At 70.6% G+C, this 23296-nt stretch carries 27 protein-coding genes; 7 read left to right on the forward strand and 20 right to left on the reverse strand.

The window, feature by feature from the left end; genetic code table 11:
• Positions 1–136: 136 nt before the first annotated feature.
• The 8 genes from ACZ6TU_RS04935 to ACZ6TU_RS04970 form a co-directional block, all read right to left on the reverse strand.
• Entirely contained in the window at positions 137–319 is a 183-nt protein-coding gene (locus tag ACZ6TU_RS04935) for a linaridin family RiPP (protein WP_467675051.1), read from the reverse strand.
• Positions 320–448: 129 nt separating this feature from the next.
• Positions 449–1030: a hypothetical protein gene (locus ACZ6TU_RS04940; RefSeq protein WP_467675191.1), complete on the reverse strand. Its 582-nt coding sequence runs from the start codon at positions 1028–1030 to the stop codon at positions 449–451.
• A 2-nt stretch (positions 1031–1032) separates the two neighbouring features.
• Entirely contained in the window at positions 1033–1938 is a 906-nt protein-coding gene (locus ACZ6TU_RS04945) for an alpha/beta fold hydrolase (protein WP_469546724.1), read from the reverse strand.
• Between the two features lie 187 nt (positions 1939–2125).
• On the reverse strand, positions 2126–2473 hold the full coding sequence (locus ACZ6TU_RS04950) for a transposase (RefSeq protein WP_392033627.1): 348 nt from the start codon (positions 2471–2473) through the stop codon (positions 2126–2128).
• A gap of 43 nt (positions 2474–2516) precedes the next feature.
• Positions 2517–3275, reverse strand: a complete 759-nt coding sequence (locus ACZ6TU_RS04955) for a class I SAM-dependent methyltransferase (protein ID WP_467675047.1) — start codon at positions 3273–3275, stop codon at positions 2517–2519.
• A 295-nt stretch (positions 3276–3570) separates the two neighbouring features.
• Positions 3571–5058 carry a phytoene desaturase family protein gene (locus tag ACZ6TU_RS04960; protein ID WP_467675045.1) on the reverse strand — a complete coding sequence of 496 codons (1488 nt, stop codon included), beginning with the start codon at positions 5056–5058 and terminating at the stop codon, positions 3571–3573.
• Positions 5055–6989: an ABC transporter ATP-binding protein gene (locus tag ACZ6TU_RS04965; RefSeq protein ID WP_469547361.1), complete on the reverse strand. Its 1935-nt coding sequence runs from the start codon at positions 6987–6989 to the stop codon at positions 5055–5057. The genes ACZ6TU_RS04960 and ACZ6TU_RS04965 overlap by 4 nt, the downstream gene beginning before the upstream one ends.
• Before the next feature lie 275 nt (positions 6990–7264).
• Positions 7265–8026, reverse strand: coding sequence for a MerR family transcriptional regulator (locus ACZ6TU_RS04970; RefSeq protein WP_467675043.1), 762 nt, complete (start codon positions 8024–8026; stop codon positions 7265–7267).
• 102 nt (positions 8027–8128) lie between these two features.
• On the opposite strand from ACZ6TU_RS04970, the gene ACZ6TU_RS04975 reads away from it, so the two are divergent.
• Positions 8129–9415, forward strand: a complete 1287-nt coding sequence (locus ACZ6TU_RS04975) for an ion channel protein (RefSeq protein ID WP_467675041.1) — start codon at positions 8129–8131, stop codon at positions 9413–9415.
• A gap of 36 nt (positions 9416–9451) precedes the next feature.
• Positions 9452–10858, forward strand: a complete 1407-nt coding sequence (locus tag ACZ6TU_RS04980; RefSeq protein ID WP_467675039.1) for a glutamate decarboxylase — start codon at positions 9452–9454, stop codon at positions 10856–10858.
• On the opposite strand, the gene ACZ6TU_RS04985 is transcribed toward ACZ6TU_RS04980, so the two are convergent.
• The 6 genes from ACZ6TU_RS04985 to ACZ6TU_RS05010 all read right to left on the reverse strand — a co-directional run bounded on the left by ACZ6TU_RS04985 (position 10855) and on the right by ACZ6TU_RS05010 (position 16303).
• A complete protein-coding gene (locus ACZ6TU_RS04985; protein ID WP_467675038.1) occupies positions 10855–11616 on the reverse strand; it encodes an ABC transporter permease in 762 nt (253 codons plus the stop codon). The two genes, ACZ6TU_RS04980 and ACZ6TU_RS04985, sit on opposite strands and share 4 nt — an antisense overlap.
• Positions 11613–12563: an ATP-binding cassette domain-containing protein gene (locus ACZ6TU_RS04990; protein ID WP_467675036.1), complete on the reverse strand. Its 951-nt coding sequence runs from the start codon at positions 12561–12563 to the stop codon at positions 11613–11615. The genes ACZ6TU_RS04985 and ACZ6TU_RS04990 overlap by 4 nt, the downstream gene beginning before the upstream one ends.
• A 72-nt stretch (positions 12564–12635) precedes the next feature.
• Positions 12636–13277, reverse strand: coding sequence for a PadR family transcriptional regulator (locus tag ACZ6TU_RS04995; RefSeq protein WP_469546738.1), 642 nt, complete (start codon positions 13275–13277; stop codon positions 12636–12638).
• 10 nt (positions 13278–13287) lie between these two features.
• Entirely contained in the window at positions 13288–13839 is a 552-nt protein-coding gene (locus tag ACZ6TU_RS05000; RefSeq protein ID WP_469546740.1) for a DinB family protein, read from the reverse strand.
• 105 nt (positions 13840–13944) lie between these two features.
• Complete coding sequence (locus ACZ6TU_RS05005) at positions 13945–15408, reverse strand: aldehyde dehydrogenase family protein (protein ID WP_467675030.1); 1464 nt, start codon at positions 15406–15408, stop codon at positions 13945–13947.
• Positions 15409–15478: 70 nt separating this feature from the next.
• Complete coding sequence (locus ACZ6TU_RS05010) at positions 15479–16303, reverse strand: helix-turn-helix domain-containing protein (protein ID WP_467675185.1); 825 nt, start codon at positions 16301–16303, stop codon at positions 15479–15481.
• 354 nt (positions 16304–16657) lie between these two features.
• On the opposite strand from ACZ6TU_RS05010, the gene ACZ6TU_RS05015 reads away from it, so the two are divergent.
• On the forward strand, positions 16658–17173 hold the full coding sequence (locus tag ACZ6TU_RS05015) for an ATP-binding protein (RefSeq protein ID WP_467675028.1): 516 nt from the start codon (positions 16658–16660) through the stop codon (positions 17171–17173).
• 93 nt (positions 17174–17266) lie between these two features.
• On the opposite strand, the gene ACZ6TU_RS05020 is transcribed toward ACZ6TU_RS05015, so the two are convergent.
• The 5 genes from ACZ6TU_RS05020 to rpmG form a co-directional block, all read right to left on the reverse strand.
• Positions 17267–17485 carry a DUF397 domain-containing protein gene (locus ACZ6TU_RS05020; RefSeq protein ID WP_045296613.1) on the reverse strand — a complete coding sequence of 73 codons (219 nt, stop codon included), beginning with the start codon at positions 17483–17485 and terminating at the stop codon, positions 17267–17269.
• 661 nt (positions 17486–18146) lie between these two features.
• Positions 18147–18380 (reverse strand): 30S ribosomal protein S18, encoded by a 234-nt coding sequence (rpsR, locus tag ACZ6TU_RS05025; protein WP_059419099.1) that lies wholly within the window; start codon positions 18378–18380, stop codon positions 18147–18149.
• A 6-nt stretch (positions 18381–18386) separates the two neighbouring features.
• A complete protein-coding gene (locus tag ACZ6TU_RS05030) occupies positions 18387–19616 on the reverse strand; it encodes a CobW family GTP-binding protein (protein ID WP_467675026.1) in 1230 nt (409 codons plus the stop codon).
• A 5-nt stretch (positions 19617–19621) separates the two neighbouring features.
• The gene (locus ACZ6TU_RS05035; protein WP_467675024.1) at positions 19622–19870 is read right to left on the reverse strand and encodes a type B 50S ribosomal protein L31; all 249 of its coding nucleotides are present in this window, start codon (positions 19868–19870) and stop codon (positions 19622–19624) included.
• A gap of 2 nt (positions 19871–19872) precedes the next feature.
• Positions 19873–20037 (reverse strand): 50S ribosomal protein L33, encoded by a 165-nt coding sequence (gene rpmG / locus ACZ6TU_RS05040; protein WP_010044249.1) that lies wholly within the window; start codon positions 20035–20037, stop codon positions 19873–19875.
• A 63-nt stretch (positions 20038–20100) separates the two neighbouring features.
• Here rpmG and rpmB point away from each other — a divergent pair, with 63 nt between their 5' ends.
• The 4 genes from rpmB (at position 20101) to ACZ6TU_RS05060 (ending at position 22033) form a co-directional block, all read left to right on the forward strand.
• Complete coding sequence (gene rpmB, locus ACZ6TU_RS05045; protein WP_467675022.1) at positions 20101–20337, forward strand: 50S ribosomal protein L28; 237 nt, start codon at positions 20101–20103, stop codon at positions 20335–20337.
• Positions 20337–20642, forward strand: coding sequence for a 30S ribosomal protein S14 (gene rpsN, locus ACZ6TU_RS05050; protein WP_030235946.1), 306 nt, complete (start codon positions 20337–20339; stop codon positions 20640–20642). The genes rpmB and rpsN overlap by 1 nt, the downstream gene beginning before the upstream one ends.
• 217 nt (positions 20643–20859) lie before the next feature.
• Positions 20860–21351 (forward strand): hypothetical protein, encoded by a 492-nt coding sequence (locus ACZ6TU_RS05055; protein ID WP_467675019.1) that lies wholly within the window; start codon positions 20860–20862, stop codon positions 21349–21351.
• A 136-nt stretch (positions 21352–21487) separates the two neighbouring features.
• On the forward strand, positions 21488–22033 hold the full coding sequence (locus tag ACZ6TU_RS05060) for a DUF4232 domain-containing protein (protein WP_467675017.1): 546 nt from the start codon (positions 21488–21490) through the stop codon (positions 22031–22033).
• Between the two features lie 123 nt (positions 22034–22156).
• On the opposite strand, the gene ACZ6TU_RS05065 is transcribed toward ACZ6TU_RS05060, so the two are convergent.
• Complete coding sequence (locus ACZ6TU_RS05065) at positions 22157–23257, reverse strand: DUF2786 domain-containing protein (RefSeq protein ID WP_467675015.1); 1101 nt, start codon at positions 23255–23257, stop codon at positions 22157–22159.
• Positions 23258–23296 lie beyond the last annotated feature (39 nt).

Raw genomic sequence — 23296 nt, forward strand, 5'->3', positions numbered from 1 at the left:
GCTCCCGATGGTGTGATGCGAGTACGGTGGATACGGAAAGCGGCGGCACGGTATGCGTATCGGGCGTACCGTGCCGCCGCGTCTTTCATCAGACGGAGCCGGCGATGCCGGTCAGCGTCGCCTGCCGGCCGATTGTTCAGCCCGCGAGGTCGTTCGTGACCTCGTTGAACGCGTACGCGGTCGCGGCGGTCACCGCGACACCCTCGGGGGTGGCGAGGGTGGCCGTCGGGGTGAGCATGGTCGGGGTCGCCTCGTTGCCGATACGGCCCGGGGTCACGTCGGCCAGCTCGGTGTTGGCGAAGTCAGCCACAACAGACATTGATGTTCTCTTTCTCTCGGAAAAGCTCAGAGCGAGTTCTCCAGCCGTTCGGCGGGAGGGCGCGGACTCACGCGGCACGAGGGTGCCGAGTGAGTTCGCAGCTTCCAGTCGAGAGGGTTGATCGACTCGCTATGCGGCCAGACGAGAAGGTGCGCCGGCAGGAGTGACGTCTCCCTCCAGAGGGAATTCCATGGAGACGAAGACGGGTTCGATCTGCCGGTCTTCCGGGCTGGTGGGGTACGAATGCAGCAGCATGAACTGGCTGCGTGAGGCGCCTTCGGCATGGGGCAGGTGGAGCTGGATGTAGCGGGCCAGCAGCCGGTACCCGGTCGCCGTCGTCACGGGAAGTACCTCCGATCCGAAGGCGACCGCATAGGTGAGGGCGTGCTGCGTCGCGTCGAACAGGGCCTTCGGGCTCCGGTTGCGGGCGTTCCAGGCCAGTGCGTACCACGGCCTGTCCTGGACGATCGGAACCTCCATCCACTCACCGGGCTTGCCGTCCGTGATGTCGCGGTAGAGAAGATGGTTGTCCTTGACACCCGGGTTCGGCCCGAAGAAGCGCCAGTTCGGGGTTGGGATGCGCAACTTCCCACGGCGCAGGAGACCGTCGAAGCGCTGCTCGGGGATCTGTGCCACGGCCGTCGCGACCAGCCATACGGCGAGCGAGGTCGTGACGGCGGCGACCTTGACGCGTTCGGTGTCCACCTTCATGATCACGCCAGCTCCTCCTCCCGCTCCGCGGGGTTCTCAGCGGCCCGGGGCACCGTGACGGACGGCCGCCACGACGGCCCGAGCGGTTCGGAAGGCGGTTCGCCGGCGATCAGCTCCGAGACCTCTTCGGCGTGCTTCCGCGCGGAGAGCAGGGACTCGTGATCGGAGCCGACGACGAAGTGGTGCCGGGCCCGCTTGGAGATGACGGCCAGCCTGGCCTGGATCCCGGCGTGCAGGGTGTTGTCGCCGATGTTGTTCTCGGCCGTGATGACGGTCAACGGGCAGTCCAGCTCGGTAAGTTCCGGATAGGTCATCGCGTCCCGGTACTCCCGATGGGCCGTGGCCCATGTACGGGGGGTGGCCAGGAACGCCCTGTAGCTCCGGTTGATGTCCGGGCGGTACTGCTGGTTCACGTTCATGGCGGGGCGGAAGACCGAGAGACCTGTGGCGGCGAACACCTGCTCCATCACCATCCGCTGGTGGGACCAGCGGTCGACGTCGGTTCGGCGGGCGTGACGCAGGCTGATCACTTCGGTGGCGTCGATCATGACCACGTGGGTCACGCCCTTCGCCGCGTCCGGATGCCGCGCCGCATAGGCCGCGACGAAGTACCCGCCCAGGGAGTGGCCCGCCAGGACGACCGGAAGGCCGGCGATGTAGGTGTCGCGCAGCTCCTGCAACAGCTCGAAGTGCGACTCCACGCCGTATCGGGTGTCCGGCGTGCTGAGCCCGTAGCCGGGGCGGTTGAACCGCACATACCCCATGTCCGGGGGAAGTGCGCCGCAGACCCAGTCCCAGTATTCCTGAGGCGCACCCATACCGTTGTCGAGCAGAACGGCGCGCTGTGCCTGCGGAGGGATATGGACGTCGACCTCGACGAGACTCCCGTCCGGCCGCTCGTGCAGCATATAGCGACGCGCACGCTCGCGTTTACCGGTGAATCGAGTTACTGCACCGGTCAGAAGGCTTGCGCCGGCCAATCCAGAAATGCCGACAGCAAACTGGCGCTCCAAAGACGCCACATTCCCTCCCCCGTGATGTGAAGTGACTGTCTGCCCGGAAGGCTAACATGTGATTCCGGACTCAATTAATGAGTTAATTGACGAGCCGTCCCGGGCGGGTTCCTTCACGACGCTGCGGCGGGCGTACGGCCGTGCTCCGTCCGTACTTCCGCAGTTCCATGTAGAGTTCGCCGATCGTCGTCTTCAGCATGGCGTTTTCTTTTGCCAGCTCGGCCATCCGGGACGCTTCCTCGGTGTGTCTTCCGCCCTCGCCGGCCAGGCCGTTACGGCCGCCCTCAATAAACTGCCGACGCCAGTTTGATACCGACTGCTCGGACACTCCTGCTTCCCGGGCGGCTTCGGCCGCTGTCAGTTCGCCGCTCATCACTCTGACCACCAGGCCGAGTTTCTTGTCTACCGGAAGTACTGGCGGACGCCCCACGTGCAACCCCCTTATTGCCAAACGCGTGCTGTGTGTACTGCGCTCAGGGTTTGACGTAGGAGCACATGAACATGGGCGCCCCCTGGGTGTAAGGGGTGCCGTCCCATCGCGACATATGGGCCTCGGGCTCCAGCCCGGCCGCGCGGGCGTAGCCGTCGACGTCTTCCGGGGTGGTCAGCCGGGTCAGTTCGCTGCCCACCCTGGTGGTGCCGTCGGCCTGGTACAGGATGTGCGAGCAGTGCCACAGGCCGCCGTCGAGCAGGGTGGAATGGGTCTGCACACCTGTCCCCGGCTCCGGGTAGGGGACGAAGTAAGTGGTGCGGGTCCGGCCCTCGTGAAGTTCCAGGATCGCCGGCTTGTTGTGCGTCTCGATGACCAGCCGGCCACCGGGGACCAGGAGGTCGGCAGCACGCTGAACGGCCCGCTGCTGGTCCTCTGGAGTGGTCAGGCACGACAGGGTCGCGCATACGGAATACACCATTCCGTAGCGGGATTCCGAGGTGTAGGTGCGTATGTCCCCGTGCACCGGGGTGACGTCCCCGCCGTCCTTCAGCTTGACGCGCAGCGCGTCCAGCATCTCCGGAGAGGAGTCCACGCCGGTCACATGGCCGACGCTCCGGGACAGCGGGAGGGCGATCCGCCCGGTGCCGACGCCGAATTCAAGAGTCCCCGCCTCGGGAGCAGGGTGGCGGGCCTGGAGCCCCTTTACGGCCTCGGCGGTAATCCTGTCGTCCGGGATCAGCCGGTCGTACCAACCTTCGAACTGTCTGCCGTAGCCTATGTCTTCAACTCCGGTCACCACAGATATTCCCCGTTCATGATGTCCCCACTGCCATACCGATGGGAGCGTCATGAAGCCGAGGAGTTGGAGCCGGGCGAGAGGTGGGATGCCGGCTACAGCGGTCACGGAAAGCTCCGCAACCACCCGCGTGGTTAGTCAGACAGCAGCACGGTAACGCCTCAACGGAGCTTGTGGGGAGCTTCGTTGACTCCACCGTACCAAACGCGCCATGGCCTGTTCCATGGATTTCGGACGTCGATTTACCACACCATGTGGAGATAGCGGGAGTTGACGAGTCCGCGAACGAGCGCGCCCCCTACCAGCCGGGACGCCCGAATTCGAGTGGTGCCGGATCGGACGCCAAGTTGGGTACCTCACATATCCCGAAACAATGCCGGAGTGCGGAGAGCGCGGCCAGGTATCCAGACATTCCGTGCACGCTGGGACCCGGCGGGGTGGCCGAGGAGCACAGGAAGACTCCGGGCAGCGGCGTGCGATAGGGGTCGAAGCGCGGTACGGGCCGCGCGACGCTCTGATAGAGCGTCATCGCCCCGGAACCGATGTCCCCGCCGACGTAGTTGGGGTTGTAGGCCTCGTACGCGGCGGCGGCGACGGAACGGTGGGCGACGACGGTGTCCCCGAACCCGGGGGCATAGCGCTCGATCCGTGCCCGGACCAGGTCGTAGGGGTCGGTCGGATCACCGTTCGGCACATGCGCGTACGCCCACACGGGGCGCTTTCCGGGCAGGGCCCGCCCTGGATCGGCCACCGCCGGGTCCACCACGAGGACGAACGGCTCCCCGGTCCGCACGCCGTGGGCGTTCGCCGTCTCCTGCCGCACCATCTCGGCGTGCGTGCCGCCCAGATGCACCGTTCCGGCGCGGCCCACCGCCGGGTCGCTCCAGGGGATCGGCTCGGAGACCAGGAAGTCGACCTTGGCGGCGCCCGGACCGTAGCGGAACCGCTCCAGAGCGTGGGCGTAGGCGCGGGGCAGCCGGCCGCCCGCGAGGGCCAGCAGGCCCTTGGGGCTGGTGTCGAGCAACACCGCGCGTGCGCCGTGCAGTTCGGACAGGTCCGTCACGTGGTGTCCGGTGTGGAAGACGCCGCCGTGCGCCGTGATGTCCTCGGCCAGCGCCTGTGCGATACGGCCGCTGCCACCGCGCGGCAGCGGCCACCCCGTCCCGTGCGCCAGGTGGCCCAGCAGCATGGCCACCGCCGCGGACGCCACGCTCGGCAGTTTGCCGACCGCGTGCGCGGCGACGCCGGTGAGCAGGGCGGGCGCCTCCTCGCCCCGGAAGCGCGCCGCGCCGAGCCGGCTGCCGTGGACCGCTACCCGGCTCGCCAGCAGCAGGGCAGCGGCGGGGTCCCGCGGCAGAGCGCGCTGCCCGGAGAGGACGAGGTCGACGACCGCTTCGCTGCGCTCGAGCAGCGGGCCCATCAGCCGACGCCAGCCGGGGCCGTCGACGCCCAGGTGCTCGCAGGTCTTGGCCAGTGAGCGGTAGGCCAGGGCGGCACGGCCCCCGTCCAGCGGATGGGCGTAACTGATCTCGGGCTGCAGGAGCTCGACCCCGCGGGCCGCCAGGTCGAACGCGCGGAAGAACGGAGAGGCGGCGGCCATGGGGTGGACGGCGGAGCAGATGTCGTGCACGACGCCGGAGTCGAAGAGCGAAGCGGTGCGCAGCCCTCCCCCGATGGTCTCGGCCGCCTCGTGGAGCTCCACGCGCAGACCGGCACGGGCCAGGACCACACCGGCCGCGAGACCGTTGGGTCCGGTGCCCACGATGGCGACATCGGTGGTGCTCACCTCTGCTCCTCACTCTTGACGGGCCGGAGCTGCAACGTCTGCTCGGCGAGTCCGACATGCGGCGGCCAGCCGACCGCGAAGGAGGGCGGAGGCGTCCACGGTTCCACCCGTTCCGGGACGGGCGCCGGGACGGTCGCGTGGGCGGCGAAGCCGGGCTCGGCGTGCAGTTGCGAGGAGGCGAGGCGCCGGTAGAGTTCGTCGCGCTCCATCAGGTCGTGGTGCACGCCGGTGGCCCGGACTCTGCCCCCTTCCATCACCACGATCTTGTCGGCGTCGATCACCGTGGAGATCCGGTGGGCGATGGCGATGACCGCGCACCGCCGGGAGACCCGGCGCACCACGTCGCGAAAATCCCGCTCCGAGTCGGAGTCCAGGTTGGAGGTGGCTTCGTCCAGCAGCATGACCGCGGGCTGCTGCAACAGCGTGCGGGCGATGCACAGGCGCTGGCGCTGACCGCCGGACAATCCGCTGCCCTGGTCGCCGAGTTCGGTTTCGAGTCCGTGCGGGAGACGGGCGATCACCGAGGTGAGGCCGGCCATCTCCACCGCCTCCCGGATGGCGCCGTCGCCGGCATGGGGATTGGCGTAGGTCAGGTTCTCCCGGATGGTGCCGCGCATGGCCGCGCTGTCCTGCTGGACATAGCCCACCAGCCCGCGGAGCGTGTCGAGGGGCAGCTCCTCGATGTCGTGCCCGCTGAGCCGCACGCGGCCGCCGTCCACCGAGTAGAAGCGTTCGATCAGCTGGAACATGGTGGTCTTGCCCGCGCCTGAGGGCCCGACCACCGCCGTCAGCCCACGCGCCGGCACGCTGAACGAGACACCGTTGAGTACCTGCGTCTTCTCCGCCCGCTTGCCTCGCCGGTAGGCGAAGCGTACGTCGTGGAATTCGACCGCCGGCCGGTGCCGGGCGAGCTGCCTGAGGGGCGCGGGGCCCGCCACGCCCGCCGGGTCGTGGCCCTCCTGGTCCAGGCGGGCGAGTTCGTCCACCCGGTGGATGGCGGCCCGGCCCTGGACGAACTGACCCACCCCCATGAAGAACATGACCAGGGGCGACACCAGTTGGAACAGATACATGATGAACGTGGTCAAACTGGCCATGTCCATCTCGTCGCGGGCCACCCGGGCCATCCCGACGCCCACGACGACGGCCAGGGCGCCCTGCGTGCCGACGTTCATGGACGGCATCAGCAGTGCGTTGTAGGCGTTGACCCGGATGCCCGAACGCCGCGTCCTCTCGGCCAGCCCGCCGATGCGGGCGGCCTCACGGGACTCGGCGCGGGACGCCTTCACCGTGGGCAGCGCGGAGAGCACCCGCTGGATGTCGCCGGCGAACGCGCCCGTGTCGTCCCGGTTCTGCAGAGCGACCTTGCGCAGCTTCCGGGCGAGCGCGATGGAGACGATGCTGGCGGCTGCCAGGCAGCTCATGGTGATGGCCATCAGCCACACATCGATGAGGAACATCAGCACGACGCCGCCTATGACCGTGGCGCCGCTGATGATCAGCTGGGCGAGGCTCTGCGAGAGGGCGATCTTCACCAGTGAGGTATCGGTGACCGTGCGGGTGAAGATATCGCCCTGGGATTCTTTCCCGAACGCGGTGAGATCGGCGCGCAGAAGCCGCCCGACCAGGATCTGACGGACGTCGAAAACGATATTCTCCCCGGCCCGCCCGATGGCGTAGGCCTGGAGCGAGGAGAAGAGGGCACCCGCGCAGAAGAGGCCGACGAGCTGTGCGATCGGGCCGGTCAGCGGGGCGTCCCTGCCAGCCGCCTCGATCAGTTTGCCGATGGCCCAGGGCTGGGCGAGCGCGGCGCCCACCCCCAGCAGGCCGAGCAGCACGCCTGTGAGCAGCAGCCCGGTGTGCTGTTTGGCGACACTCGCCACCGACCCCGCGCCGTTCGCGGCCCCGACTCCCGGGCTCGCGTTCTTCATGTGACTCGCCACGAGCGCTCCCCCCGCTTTGCCGACGGCCATGGCGAATGTGCACGCGCCGGAAAGTCGGCGCTGCCACACGAGTTCCGTCGTCAAGGCGCTCGAAGGTAACACGCCATGCGGTCTAAAGTTATGAGTTAATTGACCGGCAAGCAGGGGGCCATCGCATTACAGGGGTAATGCGGCGGACCGGCGAAAGTTAAGCGCTCTCCTTAATTACTTGTCGCGTTTGCCGGTGGCTCCTGACAGCCCCCTGAACGCCGACCGGGCGTGCGTCACGCCAGGTGGCGGTCCGTGTTCGCCCGGATCGCGTCGCGCAGGTGCTCGGCGAGACCCGGGCGCATCGAGTCGTAGAACGCCTTGAAGCGCTCGTCGGAGACGTACATCTCGCCGAGGGAGCGGTGCAGTTCGTGGGAGCACTCGTAGTACCACGTGCAGATGTGCTGCCGGTGCTCCTCCGCGAGGGCCATGGCGGCCTCGCCGGCGGGCGGTTCGCCTGCGGTCATCAGGGCGTCGTAACGCGCGCCCCAGTCGGCCATCTCGGCCTGGATCCGCTGCCAGTCCTCCTTGGTGTAGCGGGCGACGCGGCGCTGCGACTCGGCGTACTGCGCCGTGCCGCCCCAGCGCGCTTCCGCCTCGTCGGCGTACTGCTCCGGGTCCTTGTCCCCGAAGACCTCGAACTTCTCCTCGGGAGTGAGGTTGATGCCCATTTTGCGTGCCTCCATGGCGTGCTCCACGGCCGCCGCCATCTTCCGCAGCTTCTCGATCCGGGCGGTCAGCAGTTCGTGCTGCCGGCGCAGGTGTGCGCGCGGGTCCGCGTCCGGGTCGTCGAGCAGGACGGCGACCTCGTCGAGCGGGAAACCGAGCTCCCGATAGAACAGGATCTGCTGCAGCCGGTCGAGGTCGGTGTCGCCGTAGCGCCGGTGACCCGCGTGGCTGCGTTCGCCGGGGACGAGCAGCCCGATGTCGTCGTAGTGGTGCAGCGTGCGCACCGTGACGCCGGCGAAGCCCGCGACCTGTCCCACGGAGTAGCTCACGTCCGCTCCCTTCTTCTTCCGTGCTTCACAGTGGGTCCTCACGCCACGTGAGGTGCAAGCGTGTTTCCGGTTTGTTCTGTTTGATCCGTTTATCGTGTGCCCGTGGTCCAGGACTCCGCGCGGCAGGCGCCCTCCGTCACCCCCGCGACTCCCGCCCGCGCCCTGCTGCCGTCGATCCTGCCCGCCCTGGCCGTGGGGGTGGTGTCCAGCCTGCTTCTGGTGGGGGTGGAAGTCGCCGCCGAGGAGCTCCAGGGCGTGCTGTGGCGTACCGTGCCGGACGCGCTGGGGATCGGCCGGTACTCGGTGGCGTGGATGTTCGTGATGCTCGTCGCGACCGGCGTCGCGGTCGGGCTGGTGGTGTGGAAGGTGCCGGGTCACGCGGGCCCCGATCCGGCCACCGTCGGTCTGGACGCCCCGGTCCTGCCGCCCGTCGTGCTGCCGGGCCTGCTGCTGGCGACCGCGCTGATGCTGGCCGGCGGGCCGAGCCTGGGCCCCGAGAACCCGATCATCACCGTGAACGTCGGCCTGGCGGTCTGGCTGGGCGGCCGGGCCCTCCCCCGGGCGCCGGGCCGGATCTGGCCGGCACTGGCGGAGGCGGCGACGCTCGGCGCCCTGTTCGGCACCCCCGTGGCCGCAGCCCTGGTGATCTCCGAGGTGCTGGCCCGGCAGGAGACGCGCGGCCTGCTGTGGGACAACCTGTTCGCGCCGCTGACCGCCGCCGCGGCCGGTGCCCTGACCGCCACGCTCATCGACCACCCGAGCTTCGACCTGGACCTGCCGTCCATCGGCCGGCCGGGCTGGGCGGACCTGCTGGCGGCTGTCGTGGTCGCCGCGGCGGGCGCGCTGCTCGGCATGTGCGCCGTGCGCGCCTTCCCGTACGTCCACGGGGTCTTCCGCCGGCTGCGGCACCCGATGCTGATGCTCCCGGCGGGCGGGGCCGTGCTGGGCTGTCTCGCGGCCCTGGGCGGCCATCTGACGCTGTTCAAGGGGCTCGACGAGATCGCCGAGCTGGCACGCTCCCCGGACGGCTGGTCGGCCGGGCAGTTCGCCGTCATGACGGTGGTGAAGCTGGCCGCGCTGCTCGTCGCCGCGTCCTGCGGGTTCCGCGGCGGGCGCATCTTCCCGGCCGTGTTCGCCGGCACCGCCCTCGGGCTGTGCGCGCACGCCCTGGTGTCCGGGGTGCACCCGTCGGTGGGTGTGTCCGCCGGGGTGCTCGGGATGCTGCTGGCCATCACCCGGCAGGGCTGGATCAGCCTGTTCGTCGCTGCGGTGCTGGTCGCCTCGCCGGGGATCCTCGCCCTGCTCTGCGTCGCCTCGCTGCCGGCCTGGCTGCTGGTGACGGGGCGGCCGCAGATGCAACTACGGCCGGACGGGACGCCCGTCCGATGACGCCACACCCCTCCGCCAACCCGTCTGGAGTCCCTCATGCCACTGAACGAAGGCCCCCGTCAGCCCGGCGAACGCCGCCTGTCCGTCAATCCCTTCTACGGCCCCGCCAACCCGGTCGGCGACATGGCCGAGGCCCCGCCCACGCACCGGCTCCCGGACCAGCCGATGGCACCGGTGACCGCCCACCAGCTGGTCCGCGACGAGCTGATGCTCGACGGCAACGCGCGGCTGAACCTCGCCACCTTCGTCACCACCTGGATGGAGCCGGAGGCCGGGGTGCTGATGGCGGAGTGCCGGGACAAGAACATGATCGACAAGGACGAGTACCCGCGCACGGCCGAACTGGAGCGGCGGTGCGTGGCGATGCTCGCCGACCTGTGGCACGCGCCCGATCCGGCGGCGGCCGTGGGCTGTTCGACGACCGGGTCGAGCGAGGCGTGCATGCTCGCCGGGATGGCGCTGAAGCGGCGGTGGGCGCGGCGCAACGCCGACCGGTACCCGGGGGCCCGGCCCAATCTGGTGATGGGCGTGAACGTGCAGGTCTGCTGGGAGAAGTTCTGCAACTTCTGGGAGGTGGAGGCCCGGCTGGTACCCATGGAGGGCGAGCGGTTCCATCTGGACCCGCAGGCCGCGGCCGGGCTGTGCGACGAGAACACCATCGGGGTCGTCGGGATCCTGGGCTCGACCTTCGACGGGTCCTACGAGCCGATCGCCGAGCTGTGCGCGGCACTGGACGCGGTGCAGGAGCGGACCGGGCTCGACATCGCCGTGCATGTCGACGGGGCGTCCGGTGCCATGGTCGCGCCGTTCCTCGACGAGGACCTGGTGTGGGACTTCCGGCTGCCGAGGGTGGCGTCGATCAACACCTCGGGGCACAAGTACGGCCTTGTGTACCCGGGTGTCGGCTGGGCGCTGTGGCGGGACGCGGACGCGCTGCCGGAGGAGCTGGTGTTCCGGGTGAACTACCTGGGCGGCGACATGCCGACGTTCGCGCTGAACTTCTCCCGGCCCGGCGCCCAGGTCGTGGCGCAGTACTACACGTTCCTGCGGCTGGGCCGGGACGGCTACCGGGCCGTGCAGCAGGCCGCGCGGGACGTGGCCACGGGCATGGCCGCGCGGATCGAGGCGCTGGGCGACTTCCGGCTGCTGACCCGGGGCGACCAGTTGCCGGTGTTCGCCTTCACGACCGCGCCGGACGTGACGTCGTACGACGTCTTCGACGTCTCGCGACGGCTGCGCGAGAGCGGCTGGCTGGTGCCCGCGTACACCTTCCCGCCGCACCGGGAGGACCTGTCCGTGCTGCGGGTGGTGTGCCGCAACGGCTTCTCGGCCGACCTCGCCGAACTCCTCACGCAGGACCTGGAACGCCTGCTGCCGGAGCTGCGCCGGCAGCCGCGCCCCTTCACCCAGGACAAGGGCGCGGCCACCGGGTTCCATCACTAGCGGCTCAGCCGCCCGAACCTCCGTACCGCCAGCGGGAAGAACACCGCCAGCAGGGCCAGGGGCCAGACGATCGCCGCCCACACGTGCCCGGATTCCGCGCCGGGGGTGCCGAACAGGTCCCGTACGGCCGTGGCCGTGTGGGACATCGGGTTCCACTCGACGACCGTGCCCAGCCAGCCGGGCATGGTGTCGGGGAGGGCCAGGGCGTTGGACAGGAAGCCGATCGGCCAGACCAGGATCTGCACGGCCTGGACCATCTCCGGCTTCCCGGCCACCAGCGCCAGGTGGATGCCGACCCACAGCATGGCGAACCGGAACAGGAGCAGCAGACCCACGGCGCCCAGGAAGGCCACCGGACCGCCGTGGACCCGCCAGCCGAGCGCGGCGCCCACGCCGATGAGCACCACCAGGGCCATCGCCGACTGGAGCATGTCGGCGGCCGAACGGCCCACCAGTACCGCTCCGTTGGCCATGGGCATCGAGCGGAAGCGGTCGATGACACCCTTGTCGAGGTCCCGGGTGACGGCGATCATCGTGCCTTCCAGGCCGAAGGCCATGGTGAGCGCGAGCATGCCGGGGATCAGGTAGTCGCGGTACTCACCGCTCACTCCCCGGCCGCCGCCGATCAGGTAGCCGAACATGAGCAGCAGCATCACCGGGAAGACGAGGTTGACGATCAGCTGGACCGGCTGCCGCGCCCAGCGGGCGAGTTCCCGGCGGGTCATGGTCCAGGAGTCGGTCAGGGCGTGGGCGGTCACGCGGCCTCCTTCACTCGGCGTTCGTCTCCGGTGAGGTGCAGGAACACCTCGTCCAGCGTCGGGCGGCGCAGGGCGACGTCCTCCGCCTCGATGCCGGCCTCCTGAAGGGCCCGTACGACCCCGGAGAGCGCCTCCATGCGGTCGGTCACCGGGGCGCTCAGGAGGCGCCGGTCGGTGTCGACCGTGACCCCCGTGAGGGGCAGCAGGGCGACGGCCGCGCCCAGTTGGGCCGCGTCTCGCAGGACCACGTCGATGCGGTCGCCGCCGGTCTCCGCCTTCAGCTCGTCCGCCGTGCCCTCGGCGATGACCCGGCCGGCGTCGACGACCGAGATGCGGTCGGCGAGCTGGTCGGCCTCCTCCAGGTACTGCGTGGTGAGCAGGACCGTCGTACCGCCGCCGACCAGGGAGCGGACGGAGTCCCAGACCTCGGCGCGGCCGCGCGGGTCGAGGCCGGTGGTCGGCTCGTCCAGGAACAGCACCTCCGGTTCGGTGATCAGGGAGGCCGCGAGGTCCAGGCGGCGCCGCATGCCGCCGCTGTACTGCCGGACCGCCTTGCGGCCGGTGTCGGCCAGGTCGAAGCGCTCCAGGAGCTCGTCGGCACGCGCGCGTGCCCGCCTCGCGCCCAGGTGGTGCAGCCGGCCGAACAACTCCAGGTTCTGCCGTCCGCCGAGCTCCTCGTCGAGCGCGGCGTGCTGGCCGAGCAGGCCGATGCGCAGCCGTACGGCGTACGCCTCGCGCACCACGTCGTGGCCGGCCACCTCGATCCGGCCCGCGTCGGGTCGCAGCAGCGTGGACAGGACCCTCACCAGGGTGGTCTTGCCCGCGCCGTTCGGGCCGAGCACCCCGTGCACCGTGCCGCGCGCGACCCTCAGGCCGAGCCCGTCCAGCGCCTTCTTGCCGCCGTATCTCTTCTCCGCGCCTTCGACGGTGATCGCCGCGTCGGCCACTGAGCCTCCTCGCTAGTCAAACTTGACTACAGGAGCGAAGGTAACCCCGCCTCGCCCATTCGTCAAATTTGATTAGTGGTCGTCCCCGGGATGCCGCTCCCCCGTCGCGTACGGGTTCTCCTCGCCCTTGGCCAGCACGCCGACGAACGGGTCGCCCTCGTCGGCGAAGGTGTACGCGCCGCCCTCGATGCGCTCGATGAGACCGCGGGTCCACTCGGCCTCGGAGTCGGCCGTGTGGACCCACATGTTCATGATCTCGCCGATGTGGCCCAGTTGTTCGGGCCCCTCCTCGGGGACGTAGTGCTCCAGGACGGAGGCCCGCCACTGCTCGATCCGCAGGGTGCGCTCCTTCAGCAGCGCGATCGCCTCCGCCCGCGGCAGGTCGACGACGAAGCCGACGGCGGCCGTCTTCACGTCCCCCCGCTGGTCGTACGTGACCAGCGCCTCGCGCAGCAGCCGGAAGTACTCTTCGGCCCCCGGCCCGGTGATCTCGTACTCCGTGCGCGGCGGGCCGCCGGCCGTGGACGGGGCGATCTCGTGCGCGTGCAGCAGTCCCTGCTTCGCCATCTGCTTCAGGGCGTGGTAGATCGAGCCGGGCTTGGCGTTGGACCACTCGTGCGCGCCCCAGTACTCCAGGTCGTTGCGCACCTGGTAGCCGTGGGCCCGCCCGTGCATGCGGACCGCGCCGAGCACGAGGAGACGGATCGCTGACATGCGGTCCAGATTAGGACCCGGCCACCGCCTGCTGTTCCGCGGCCACCAGCTCGAAGGCCGTCCTGCCGTCCAGCGACTCACGGATGATGTCGGCGTGGCCGGCGTGCCGCGCCGTCTCGCGGATCAGGTGCAGGCACAGCCAGCGCATGGAGACCCGGCCGTCCGGCGGGAACCAGGGCTGGGGCGGCAGCGCGAACGTGTCGTCGAGGCTCGGCACCGAGCGGACGAAGTCCTCCGTCTCGGCGGCGACCTTCTCCCAGTACGCCAGCTGCGACTCGACGGTCTCGCCCTCGACCAGCCGGAAGCACTCGTGCCAGTTGCTCTGGTCCCGCTCGACGGCCGGCGGCTCGCCCTTGGCCAGGGAGACCCACATCTGCTCGACCTCGGCGACGTGCTTGACCAGCCCGGCGAGGGACAGCTCACTGGCGCTGGGCGTGCTCACGGCCTGCTCGTCGGTCAGCCCCAGCACCGCCCGCCGGATGCCGCCGCGCTGCTCCTCGATGAAGGAGAGCAGCGCTCCGCGCTCGTCGCCGTGCGCCTCCGCGGGAACGTGAGTGACCATGACCGCCGCCTTTCGCCGGATCCGGGGGCCTCTCCCCCGACACCGACGAAGCTACGGGCCCTTGCGGTCAGATTCTGTCCGCAAGGGCCCGGCGTGCCGAAGGGATCAGAACGGGAACCCGCTCCGGCCGTGCTGCACCGAGATCCACTTGGTCGTGGTGAACGAGTCCAGCATGGTCTCGCCGTTGAGCCGGCCGAGGCCGGAGTGCTTCTCGCCGCCGAAGGGGACGATCGGCTCGTCGTGGACGGTGCCGTCGTTCACGTGGAACATGCCGGTGTCGATCTGCTTGGCGAAGTTCACGCCGCGCTCGATGTCACCGGTGTGGACGGCGCCGCTCAGGCCGTACGGGGTGTCGTTGACGAGGCGTACGGCCTCCTCCTCGCCGTCGAACGGGACGAGGAAGGCGACCGGGCCGAAGACCTCCTGCCGCAGCAGGGCCGAGTCGGCGGGGAGGCCGGTCAGGACGGACGGCTCGACGAGGTTGTCGGTGCGCCCGCCGCGCACCAGGGCCGTGGCGCCCTCGGCGAGGGCCTGCTCGACCGCGCCGGAGACGGCGTCCGCCTGCGAGGAGTTGATGACCGGGCCGATGACGGTCTCCGGGTCGCGTGGGTCGCCCGCCTTGAGGGTCTTCACCTTGGCGACGAACTTCGCGGTGAACTCGTCGGCGACGGACCGGTCGACCAGGACGCGGTTGGCGGCCATGCAGACCTGGCCCTGATGGACGTACCGGCTGAAGACGGCCGCGTCGACCGCGTAGTCGATGTCGGCGTCGTCGAGGACCACCAGCGCGCTGTTGCCGCCCAGTTCGAGCACCGAACGCTTGAACTGCCGGGCGCAGACGGTCGCGACGTGCCGGCCGACCTGGTCGGAGCCGGTGAAGGAGATGACCTTGGGCACCGGGTGCTCGAGGAAGGCGTCGCCGATCTCCGCGATGTCGGTGATGACGACGTTCAGCAGACCGCCGGGCAGCCCCGCGTCCTCGAAGATCTTCGCGACCAGGGAGCCGCCGACGACCGGCGTGTTCTGGTGCGGCTTGAGCACCACGGCGTTGCCGAGCGCGAGCGCCGGGGCGACGGACTTGATCGAGAGCAGGAACGGGAAGTTGAAGGGGCTGATCACGCCCACGACACCGACCGGCACGCGGTAGACGCGGTTCTCCTTGCCGTCCACCGGCGAGGGAAGGATCCGGCCCTCCGGGCGCAGCGCCAGCTGGACCGCCTCGCGCAGGAACTCCTTGGCCAGGTGCAGTTCGAAGGCGGCCTTCAGACGCGTCCCGCCGAGCTCGGCGATGATCGCCTCGGATATCTCGGCCTCGCGCTCCTCGATGAGCCTCAGGGCCTTCTCGAAGACGGCACGGCGGGCGTAGGGGTTGGTCGCGGCCCACTGCTTCTGGGCACGGGCGGCTGCCCGGTACGCCTGGTCGACCTCGTCGACCGTGGCTATCGTGATCGACGCCAGCTTCTCGTCGTCGTACGGGTTGAAGTCGATGATGTCCCAGGAACCGGTACCCGGGCGCCACTCACCGTCGATGTACTGCTGTGCAAGGTCGGTGAAGTAGGACGACGACATGTGATCCCTCGATCCCTAAGACCCTCGATCGCGCCTTCACGATCTGATCACACGTCATCGTAGTTGTGTTTCAGGAGAGTTGGAGGAGCCCCCGGAGAAGATCCCGGCTCTCCGAAGGGCCCGGGCTGTCGCTCTGGAGCTCCTTGAGCGCCTTCTCGTACTGGCCGACGTCCTCGGGCTTGTCCAGGTACAGGGCGCTGGTGAGCTGCTCCAGGTAGACGACGTCCGACAGGTCGGACTCCGGGAAGCTGAGGATCGTGAACGCACCGCTTTCGCCGGAGTGGCCGCCGAGGCTGAACGGCATGACCTGGAGCCGCACGTTGGGCCGCTCGGAGATCTCGATGAGGTGCTGGAGCTGGCCGCGCATCACCTCGCGGTCGCCGTACGGGCGGCGCAGGGCGGCCTCGTCCAGGACGATGTGGAAGTCGGGAGCGCGCTCGTCGACGAGGTACTTCTGCCGCTCCAGGCGCAGCGCCACACGGCGTTCGACATCGGCCTCGCTCGCCCCCTGCATGCCCCTCCGGACCACCGCGTGGGCGTACGCCTCGGTCTGGAGCAGACCGTGCACGAACTGCACCTCGTACGCCCGGATCAGCGAGGCGGCGCCCTCCAGGCCGACGTAGGTGGGGAACCAGCTGGGCAGCACGTCCGAGTAACTGTGCCACCAGCCCGCGACGTTGGCCTCCTTGGCCAGGGAGAGCAGGGACGCGCGCTCCTGTTCGTCCGTGATGCCGTACAGCGTCAGCAGGTCCTCGACGTCTCTGGTCTTGAAGCTCACCCGGCCCAACTCCATCCGGCTGATCTTCGACTCGGAGGCGCGGATCGAGTAGCCCGCCGCCTCGCGCGTGATGCCCCGCGCCTCACGCAGTCGCCTGAGTTGTGATCCGAGCAGCATGCGCCGCACCACCGATCCCGGCTCTCCCGCGCTCACGTTCGCCAGCCTCCCCAACGTCTTCAGGGGCCGAAGTCTGCCACTAAAACACTCCGAGCAGTACTCGTCCGGTTACGGAAACGGAATCGAGACGGGGGACGCACGCGCGTGGAAGCAAGGAAGGGACAAGCGAACGGGCAGACACCGGGCAGACAGGGCCGCGAAGATGACGGAAAAATTGACCAACAAGCGGTACGGGACGACTCATTCCGGTCACCTGCACGTGCATCTGCCCTTGCATCTGCTCTACGCATCCGAAACCATGGTCTCGCACCACCGCCGCATCGCACCGACCGCGAATTCCCGGGAGTGCCTCGCATGGGGACGAATGGATCGACCATGCTCGAGCCGTTACGGCAGGGCCTTCCGCCGCTGGATCCCGCGGCCGTGTCCGACGCCGCCTCCTGCGCTCTGCCCGCCCGCTACGAAGCGGTGCGCGAGGCACGGAAGTTCACCCGCGGAACGCTCGACCAGTGGGACATGGGCGACCGTTTCGACGACGTCTGCCTGGTGGCCTCGGAACTCGTCACCAATGCCCTGCGGCACGGCCTGCCGGCGAGCACCCGGTGCGTCGCCGGTCAGGAACCTCCCGTACGGCTGCACCTGATGCGGTGGACCGAGCGGCTGGTCTGCGCGGTGCGCGATCCCAGTCACGACAGTCCCGTCGCCCGGGAGACCGACGACTTCTCGGCCGAGTCGGGCCGGGGGCTGTTCCTCGTCGACTCCTTCAGCGACAGCTGGGGCTGGCATCCGCTCGCGGGCGCGCTCAGCGGCAAGGTGGTCTGGGCGCTGTTCCGGCTGCCGCGGCCCGGTTCGGAGCCGAACGCGAAATGAGAAACCGCGGCGCTTCCTGACGCCGCGGTTCTACGCGCGTCACGGCGCGTTGAGTACCGATTGCCCCCTTTTAGGCGGGGGCCTGTCGGGGTGTCAGCCGCCCACCAAGTGGTCAAACTCGCCGTCCTTCACACCCAGCAGCATGGCCTCGATCTCCGCACGGGTGTAGACCAGCGCGGGACCGTCGGGGAAGCGCGAGTTGCGGACGGCCACGTCGCCGCCCGGCAGCCGGGCGAACTCCACGCACGATCCCTGCGAGTTGCTGTGCCGGCTCTTCTGCCAGGCCACACCGTGCAGCCCGGCGGCAGCCATACCGTTGTACACGTCGTGGTCCACAGGTCGCTCCCCGGTGGTGCACTGGCTTGTGTGGCCATTGATGCGTTGGTCAACTGACCCGGATCATAGCCCTGTTCACGTGCAGATGCATGGGCAGATGCACGTGCACGCGGGGTGGTCCTCCGGTTACAGCTTTGACGACCGCTTTACCGAAAGCTCTTGCCTGTTTGACGGCCCTCCACCGCCGGGCGTTCCCTGGCGCCTGCGACGAAGTCGGCGGGTTCGGCGGAGGTGTCGTGGAGGCGGAGCATCCGCTCGGCGGCGGGTACGGCGCCGTGGCAGTGGCGAGGCCGGAGAAGCGGGAGCTGGGGCGCGGGGTCCGGAGCCTCGGGCGGGACCGCCCGGCCTCCATACGGAAGACGACCACGGCATGCGGAGGGCGGGGAGAAATGGGCCACGCGGATGACCGTGAGGTCGTCCGCGTGGCCGGTGCGGGGGTCGCACCATCGCCGGACACCCGGTCGGCCACCCGGCCCTGACGGACCGCCCGGCGTGCGTCCCGTGCGGCCTCGCGACCAAAGCATGAGGTCCCCCACCGGTCAAGCGTGGGGAACCTCACCCGGGCCGGAGGCGATCAGCCCCGGCCGTCGTACGGCAGCAGCGGCGGGAATCCGGCGGCAGCAGCCGGCGTACCGCCTCAGCGGCTGGAGTACGGCAGCAGCGCCATCTCGCGCGCGTTCTTGATCGCCCGGGCCAGCTGCCGCTGCTGCTGGGCCGACACCCGGGTGACCCGGCGGCTGCGGATCTTGCCGCGGTCGGAGATGAACTTCCGCAGCAGGTCCGTGTCCTTGTAGTCGATGTACTCGATCCCGGCCTGGTCCAGCGGGTTGGGGCGGTTCTTGACGGGCTTGCGGTCGATCTTGCGGGGCATCTCGGGTCAGACCTCCAGGAGGGTGTCGAAGGCGTGCGGCAGCCGCTGCCAGGCATCGCGCCCGGCCGCGTACTCGGCGTCGGTCAGCAGGCAGAACTCCAGCAGCCGCTCCAGGCCGTCCCGGTCGAGGCCGGGCGAGGTGAAGACCAGGTGCTGGCCGCGGTCGCCGTGCTCGGGGTGCCAGTCGAGCGCGGCGGCGGCGCGGCGCACCGGCGGGACCATCTCCCAGGCCGCGTCCGGCAGGGAGGCGAGCCACGGCCCCGCGCTCTCCACGCACAGGGCCCCGCCCGCCGCGTCCCAGTGGAACAGCGTGTCGGGCTTGTCGGCGAGCCAGAACCGGCCCCGGCTGCGGGCGGCCGCGCAGGTCAGGTCCTCCAGGGCGGCGTAGAGCCGCTCCGGGTGGAAGGGGCGGCGCTGCTGCCAGACCAGGGTGGAGACACCGTGCGCGTCGGCCTCGGCGGGAAGCAGGGCGCAGGCCGGGTGCTGGGCGGCGGCCGCCGACTCCACGTCGAAGCCGGCCAGGGCGGCCTCGGCCAGCGGCGAGAGCGGGCGGCGCCGCGGGGGCGGCACGGTCAGGCCGTCAGGCGTGTCCGCCGCGAAGGCGCCGGGCGCGGGGGCGCCCTCCAGGTCACCGTGGCCGATCGGGACCCGGCGGGCCGTCGGGTGCAGCTGCGCGAGCAGCTCGCGGTCCTCGTCGTCGGCCTCGGGGGACTCGGCGATCGCGAGGACGGGGGCGTACTCCAGCTGGCGGGCGAAGGTGTCGGCGACCGTGCGCTGGTCGGTGGCGGCGGCGGCGAGACCGCCGTCGGCCAGGTCGTCGCCGTTGCCGAGGTACGGCAGGACCAGGGCCGGGTCGACGGCGGTGATCACGCCGGTGACCGTGAGCCCGCCGGCCGTGACGACCTCGGCCATGGCCTTGGGCTCGACGGAGTCCCACAGCTCGACGACGGCCAGGGGCGTCCGCCCGGCCTCCGCGAGCCGCTCCAGCTCCGGGACCAGGTCCTCGCGCAGGGCGCAGCAGGCACAGTCGTTGACGAGCGGCGCCTCCCCCGCGTCCAGGACGCCGGTGGCGTCCCGGACGGTCCGTACGACCGTGCCGGCCGCGGCCGTCGCCAGGTCGTGGTGGAGCGCGACGCCGCCGGGCACGTCGGCGAGCAGCCGGGCCACGGCCGCCTTGCGGGCGTCGGCGTGCAGTCCGCCGACGATCACGATGGGGAGCCCAGAAGGGACAGCCACGGTGGTCAGCCCTTCTTCCCGTACCGGCGCTCGAAGCGCTCCACGCGCCCCGCGGTGTCCAGGACGCGGGCGGTGCCGGTGTAGAAGGGGTGGCTGACGTCGGAGATCTCGACGTCCACGACCGGGTAGGTGTTGCCGTCCTCCCACTCGACCGTCTTCTCGCTCGTCATCGTCGAGCGGGTGAGGAAGGCGTAGTTCGCGGCACGGTCGCGGAAGACGACGGGACCGTAGTCCGGGTGCATTCCCTTGCGCATGGTCAGCGCTCCTCTCGGAAGTCGACGTGGCGGCCGACGACCGGATCGAACTTGCGCAGGGTCAGTCGGTCCGGGTCGTTGCGACGGTTCTTGCGGGTCACGTAGGTGTAGCCGGTCCCGGCCGTGGACCGGAGCTTGATGACCGGCCGGAGTTCGTTGCGTGCCATGCCGCTATGCTACTGAAAATGAATTCCATTTACATCTCCTGAGTCAGAGAGGTACGTCACCACATGTCCGCGCACTGCATGCTGACCGGCACCCAGCCCGGCTTCGGCAACCGCATCTCGCACTCCCACCGGCGCACGTCACGCCGGTTCGACCCCAACATCCAGACCAAGCGCTACTGGCTGCCGAGCGAGGGCCGGCACGTACGCCTGAGGCTGAGCGCCAGGGCGATCAAGACAGTCGACACGATCGGAGTCGAGGCGGCCGTCGCCCGGATCCGCGCCCGGGGAGTGAAGGTCTGATGGCGAAGAAGAGCAAGATCGCGAAGAACGACAGGCGGCAGGAGATCGTCGCGCGGTACGCCGCCCGGCGGGCCGAGCTGAAGGAGATCATCCGGCGGCCGTCGTCGACGGACGCCGAACGGCTCGCCGCGCAGGCGGAACTGCGCAGGCAGCCGCGCGACGCCAGCGCCACGCGGGTGCGCAACCGGGACCAGGTGGACGGACGTCCGCGCGGTTACTTCCGGGCGTTCGGGCTGTCCCGGGTGAGTCTGCGGGGGCAGGCGCACGCGGGGTATCTGCCGGGGGTGCGCAAGTCGTCCTGGTGAGCCGGGCCTCTTCCCGGCGCCGGCGGGCCGGCGAGAAGCCCCCGGGGGTTCGCCCCGGGGGCTCTTGACCGGCCCTGATAGCTTGCAGCGGTCGTTCCGGCACGAGTCGGCGGGCTCCGCCGGGGCCGGTCGGCCGACTACAGCTTGGGGGCTTGCAGTGTCTTCGGTGATCTTCTCGCGTCGACCGGGAGCGCGTCACCCGGGAACGCGTCGGTGTGTGCGGTTCGCGGCGGCTGCCGCGGGCCTGGCGGGCGTGCTCGTGCTGTCCGCGTGCAGCGGTGACGGCGGCTCCGGGGACGACTCGGCGTCCAGCCCGGCCCCGTCCGCCGCGGCGTCCGCCGGGACGGGCGGCGACTCCGGTTCGGCCTCCGGGTCCGGTTCCGACGGGTCGGACGCCGGCGGGCTCGACGGCAGTTGGCTCGCGACGACCGGCGGCAAGGCCGTGGCCCTGGTGATCACCGGCAAGCAGGCCGCGATCTTCGCCACCGGCGGCAGCATGTGCACCGGCACCGCGGGCGAGGAGTCCGGGACGCGGATGATCCGCCTGAAGTGCAAGGACGGCAGCAAGGACCGGGCGACCGGCACGGTCGACTCCGTGAACGGCAAGAGCCTCAAGGTCACCTGGGAGGGCGGCCTCGGCGCGGAGACGTACACCAGGGCCGAGGGCGGGAAGCTGCCGACCGGGCTGCCGACGGGGGGTCTCGGGTAGGAGCGCGGGGGTTCTACGGGGCGGAGGTTCTGGAGGCCGACCCGGCGGGCGGCCTGCCCGGGTGCGTGACGGTCCCTGCGTCCGAGATGATCCAGGCGTCCGAACCGCTCATCGCCATCACGCACCAGAGGACCCCATGCGCACCCTTCCTCCCCTCGCCCTTGCCGCCGCCCTCGCAGCGACACTCCTGCTGACCGCCTGCGACGATGCCAAGACCGGTGGCGGCGATGCCAAGAACGCGGACCGGCCGGGGGGTTCAGCCTGTGCGATCGGCGACTTGGGCGTGGAGGTCGGGGCCGGTGCCGCCCCGGCGGCCGGAGACACCGGCAACGTCAGCGTCACCCTCACCAACAACGGCGCCCCGTGCACCCTGAAGGGCTTCCCCGCCGTCGACCTCGTGGCCGACGACAGCACGGCCTCCGTGCCCGCGGACCAGGCGGCCCAGCCGGACGAGGCCCGGTCGCTCCCGCTCGCCAAGGACGCCACCGCCTCCTTCACGATCACCTACGTCCGCGGCGAGGCGGGCGGCACGCAGAGCCTCCCCGTGCGGAAGGCGTCCTTCGGCCTGCCCGGCGCCACCGCCACGCACGACCTCACGTGGTCGTACGGCGAGGTCGCCCTGAAGGGCGAGGCGGGCGAGCCGGAGGCCACGGTGAGCGCCTTCCGGACGGCGGGCGACTGACGAGCGCTCAGCCCAACGGCGGGCGACCGGCAGGCGCTCAGCCCAACGGCCGTCGATCGGCGATCGGCGACCGGCGACCGGCGACCGGCGACCGGCGACCGGCGACCGGCGACCGGCAGGAGCTCAGCGCAACGGCGGCCGGCGGTCGACCTGGGCGCGGTCCGCCGCCTGCGCGCCTTCCGTCCAGCCCGCCGCGTCGCGCACACCGCGCAGGCGGGTCGTGGTCGTCTCCGGGAACATCCGGTCCATCCGGCCGGTGACCGCCACGTCGCGGGAGGCGAGGACGGGGAGCAGGTCCTCCGTCACCTGAGTCTCGGCGGCTGCTGCCAGGCGGGTGCCGATGCGGTGGGCGTAGGCCGCGAGGAAGGACTGCCGAAACGCCTTGGTGCGCTTGCGGCCACCCGCACGCTGGGCGGCCTCCGCCTTCGTCATCGCCGTCGTGGCCTGCACGAGGAGTGAGGTGTAGAGGAGTTCGACCGCTTCCAGGTCGGTTTCGAAACCGACGACGGTGGAGAAGCCGAGGGGCTCGTTCCACACCGCCCGGCAGTGGTTGGCGGTGGCGACGGCGTCCAGCAGCACAGCCTTGGCCTGCTCGTACGGCGGTTCGACACCGATCCGGCAGGCCCCGGGCGTCTCGGGCGAGGACGCCCGGACCGCGAGCAGCGCCTCGTCGACACTGTGCCGTGCCATCAGCTCCTGCGCCTTGGCACTGAGCGCCTCCGCCTCCTCCGGGAACCCGGTGGCCTCCGCCTTGGCGAGCAGGGCGCGGATGCGGCCGAGCATCCGGGACTCGGTCTTCGGCGGCCCGGGCGACTCGTCGAGGGACTCGAGCGCGGGCAGCCGCAGCAGCAGGCGGTACAGCTCCAGCACGGCGGTGGCGTACGAGAAGCGGTCGGTGCGGGGCGGGCCGTCGGCGGGGAGCTCCGCGAGCTGCGCGCTCCAGCGGCGGCCGCGCGGGCGGTCGTGCGGCGCCTGCGCCCGGATCAGCGTCGCCACCAGGCGTACGTGGATGTCGTCCAGCTCGCGCCGGACGGTCCGTACGGCGTCGGCCGGCTGCCAGCCGCGACGCCAGGCCGCCGCCACGAACTCCTCACCGCGCCGGGCGAGTTCGGCGTCCGCCGCAGGGTCGGAGGCGAGCAGGGACGCGCCGGTGTCGAGGGCCGTCTCGCTGCTGTCGTACAGGGCGGCCTCGAACGCGCGGTCGACGGTGGTGGGCGTACTCACGGGCCGATGGTGCCACGCCGTCGCGGACGGCTCCGCATG

This window comes from Streptomyces sp. NPDC052064 (assembly GCF_055585925.1).

Coding starts and splice junctions, on each gene's coding strand:
- ACZ6TU_RS05010 (WP_467675185.1), bottom strand. CDS start 16,303: ATGCTGCTCGGATCACAACTCAGGCGACTGCGTGAGGCGCGGGGCATC.
- ACZ6TU_RS05035 (WP_467675024.1), bottom strand. CDS start 19,870: ATGCGCAAGGGAATGCACCCGGACTACGGTCCCGTCGTCTTCCGCGAC.
- rpsN (WP_030235946.1), top strand. CDS start 20,337: ATGGCGAAGAAGAGCAAGATCGCGAAGAACGACAGGCGGCAGGAGATC.
- ACZ6TU_RS04995 (WP_469546738.1), bottom strand. CDS start 13,277: ATGTCAGCGATCCGTCTCCTCGTGCTCGGCGCGGTCCGCATGCACGGG.
- rpsR (WP_059419099.1), bottom strand. CDS start 18,380: ATGCCCCGCAAGATCGACCGCAAGCCCGTCAAGAACCGCCCCAACCCG.
- ACZ6TU_RS05020 (WP_045296613.1), bottom strand. CDS start 17,485: ATGGCTGCCGCCGGGCTGCACGGTGTGGCCTGGCAGAAGAGCCGGCAC.
- ACZ6TU_RS04980 (WP_467675039.1), top strand. CDS start 9,452: ATGCCACTGAACGAAGGCCCCCGTCAGCCCGGCGAACGCCGCCTGTCC.
- ACZ6TU_RS05000 (WP_469546740.1), bottom strand. CDS start 13,839: ATGGTCACTCACGTTCCCGCGGAGGCGCACGGCGACGAGCGCGGAGCG.
- ACZ6TU_RS04945 (WP_469546724.1), bottom strand. CDS start 1,938: ATGCTGCACGAGCGGCCGGACGGGAGTCTCGTCGAGGTCGACGTCCAT.
- ACZ6TU_RS04935 (WP_467675051.1), bottom strand. CDS start 319: ATGTCTGTTGTGGCTGACTTCGCCAACACCGAGCTGGCCGACGTGACC.
- ACZ6TU_RS04965 (WP_469547361.1), bottom strand. CDS start 6,989: ATGAAGAACGCGAGCCCGGGAGTCGGGGCCGCGAACGGCGCGGGGTCG.
- ACZ6TU_RS05015 (WP_467675028.1), top strand. CDS start 16,658: ATGGGGACGAATGGATCGACCATGCTCGAGCCGTTACGGCAGGGCCTT.
- rpmB (WP_467675022.1), top strand. CDS start 20,101: ATGTCCGCGCACTGCATGCTGACCGGCACCCAGCCCGGCTTCGGCAAC.
- ACZ6TU_RS05060 (WP_467675017.1), top strand. CDS start 21,488: ATGCGCACCCTTCCTCCCCTCGCCCTTGCCGCCGCCCTCGCAGCGACA.
- ACZ6TU_RS05005 (WP_467675030.1), bottom strand. CDS start 15,408: ATGTCGTCGTCCTACTTCACCGACCTTGCACAGCAGTACATCGACGGT.
- rpmG (WP_010044249.1), bottom strand. CDS start 20,037: ATGGCACGCAACGAACTCCGGCCGGTCATCAAGCTCCGGTCCACGGCC.
- ACZ6TU_RS04940 (WP_467675191.1), bottom strand. CDS start 1,030: ATGAAGGTGGACACCGAACGCGTCAAGGTCGCCGCCGTCACGACCTCG.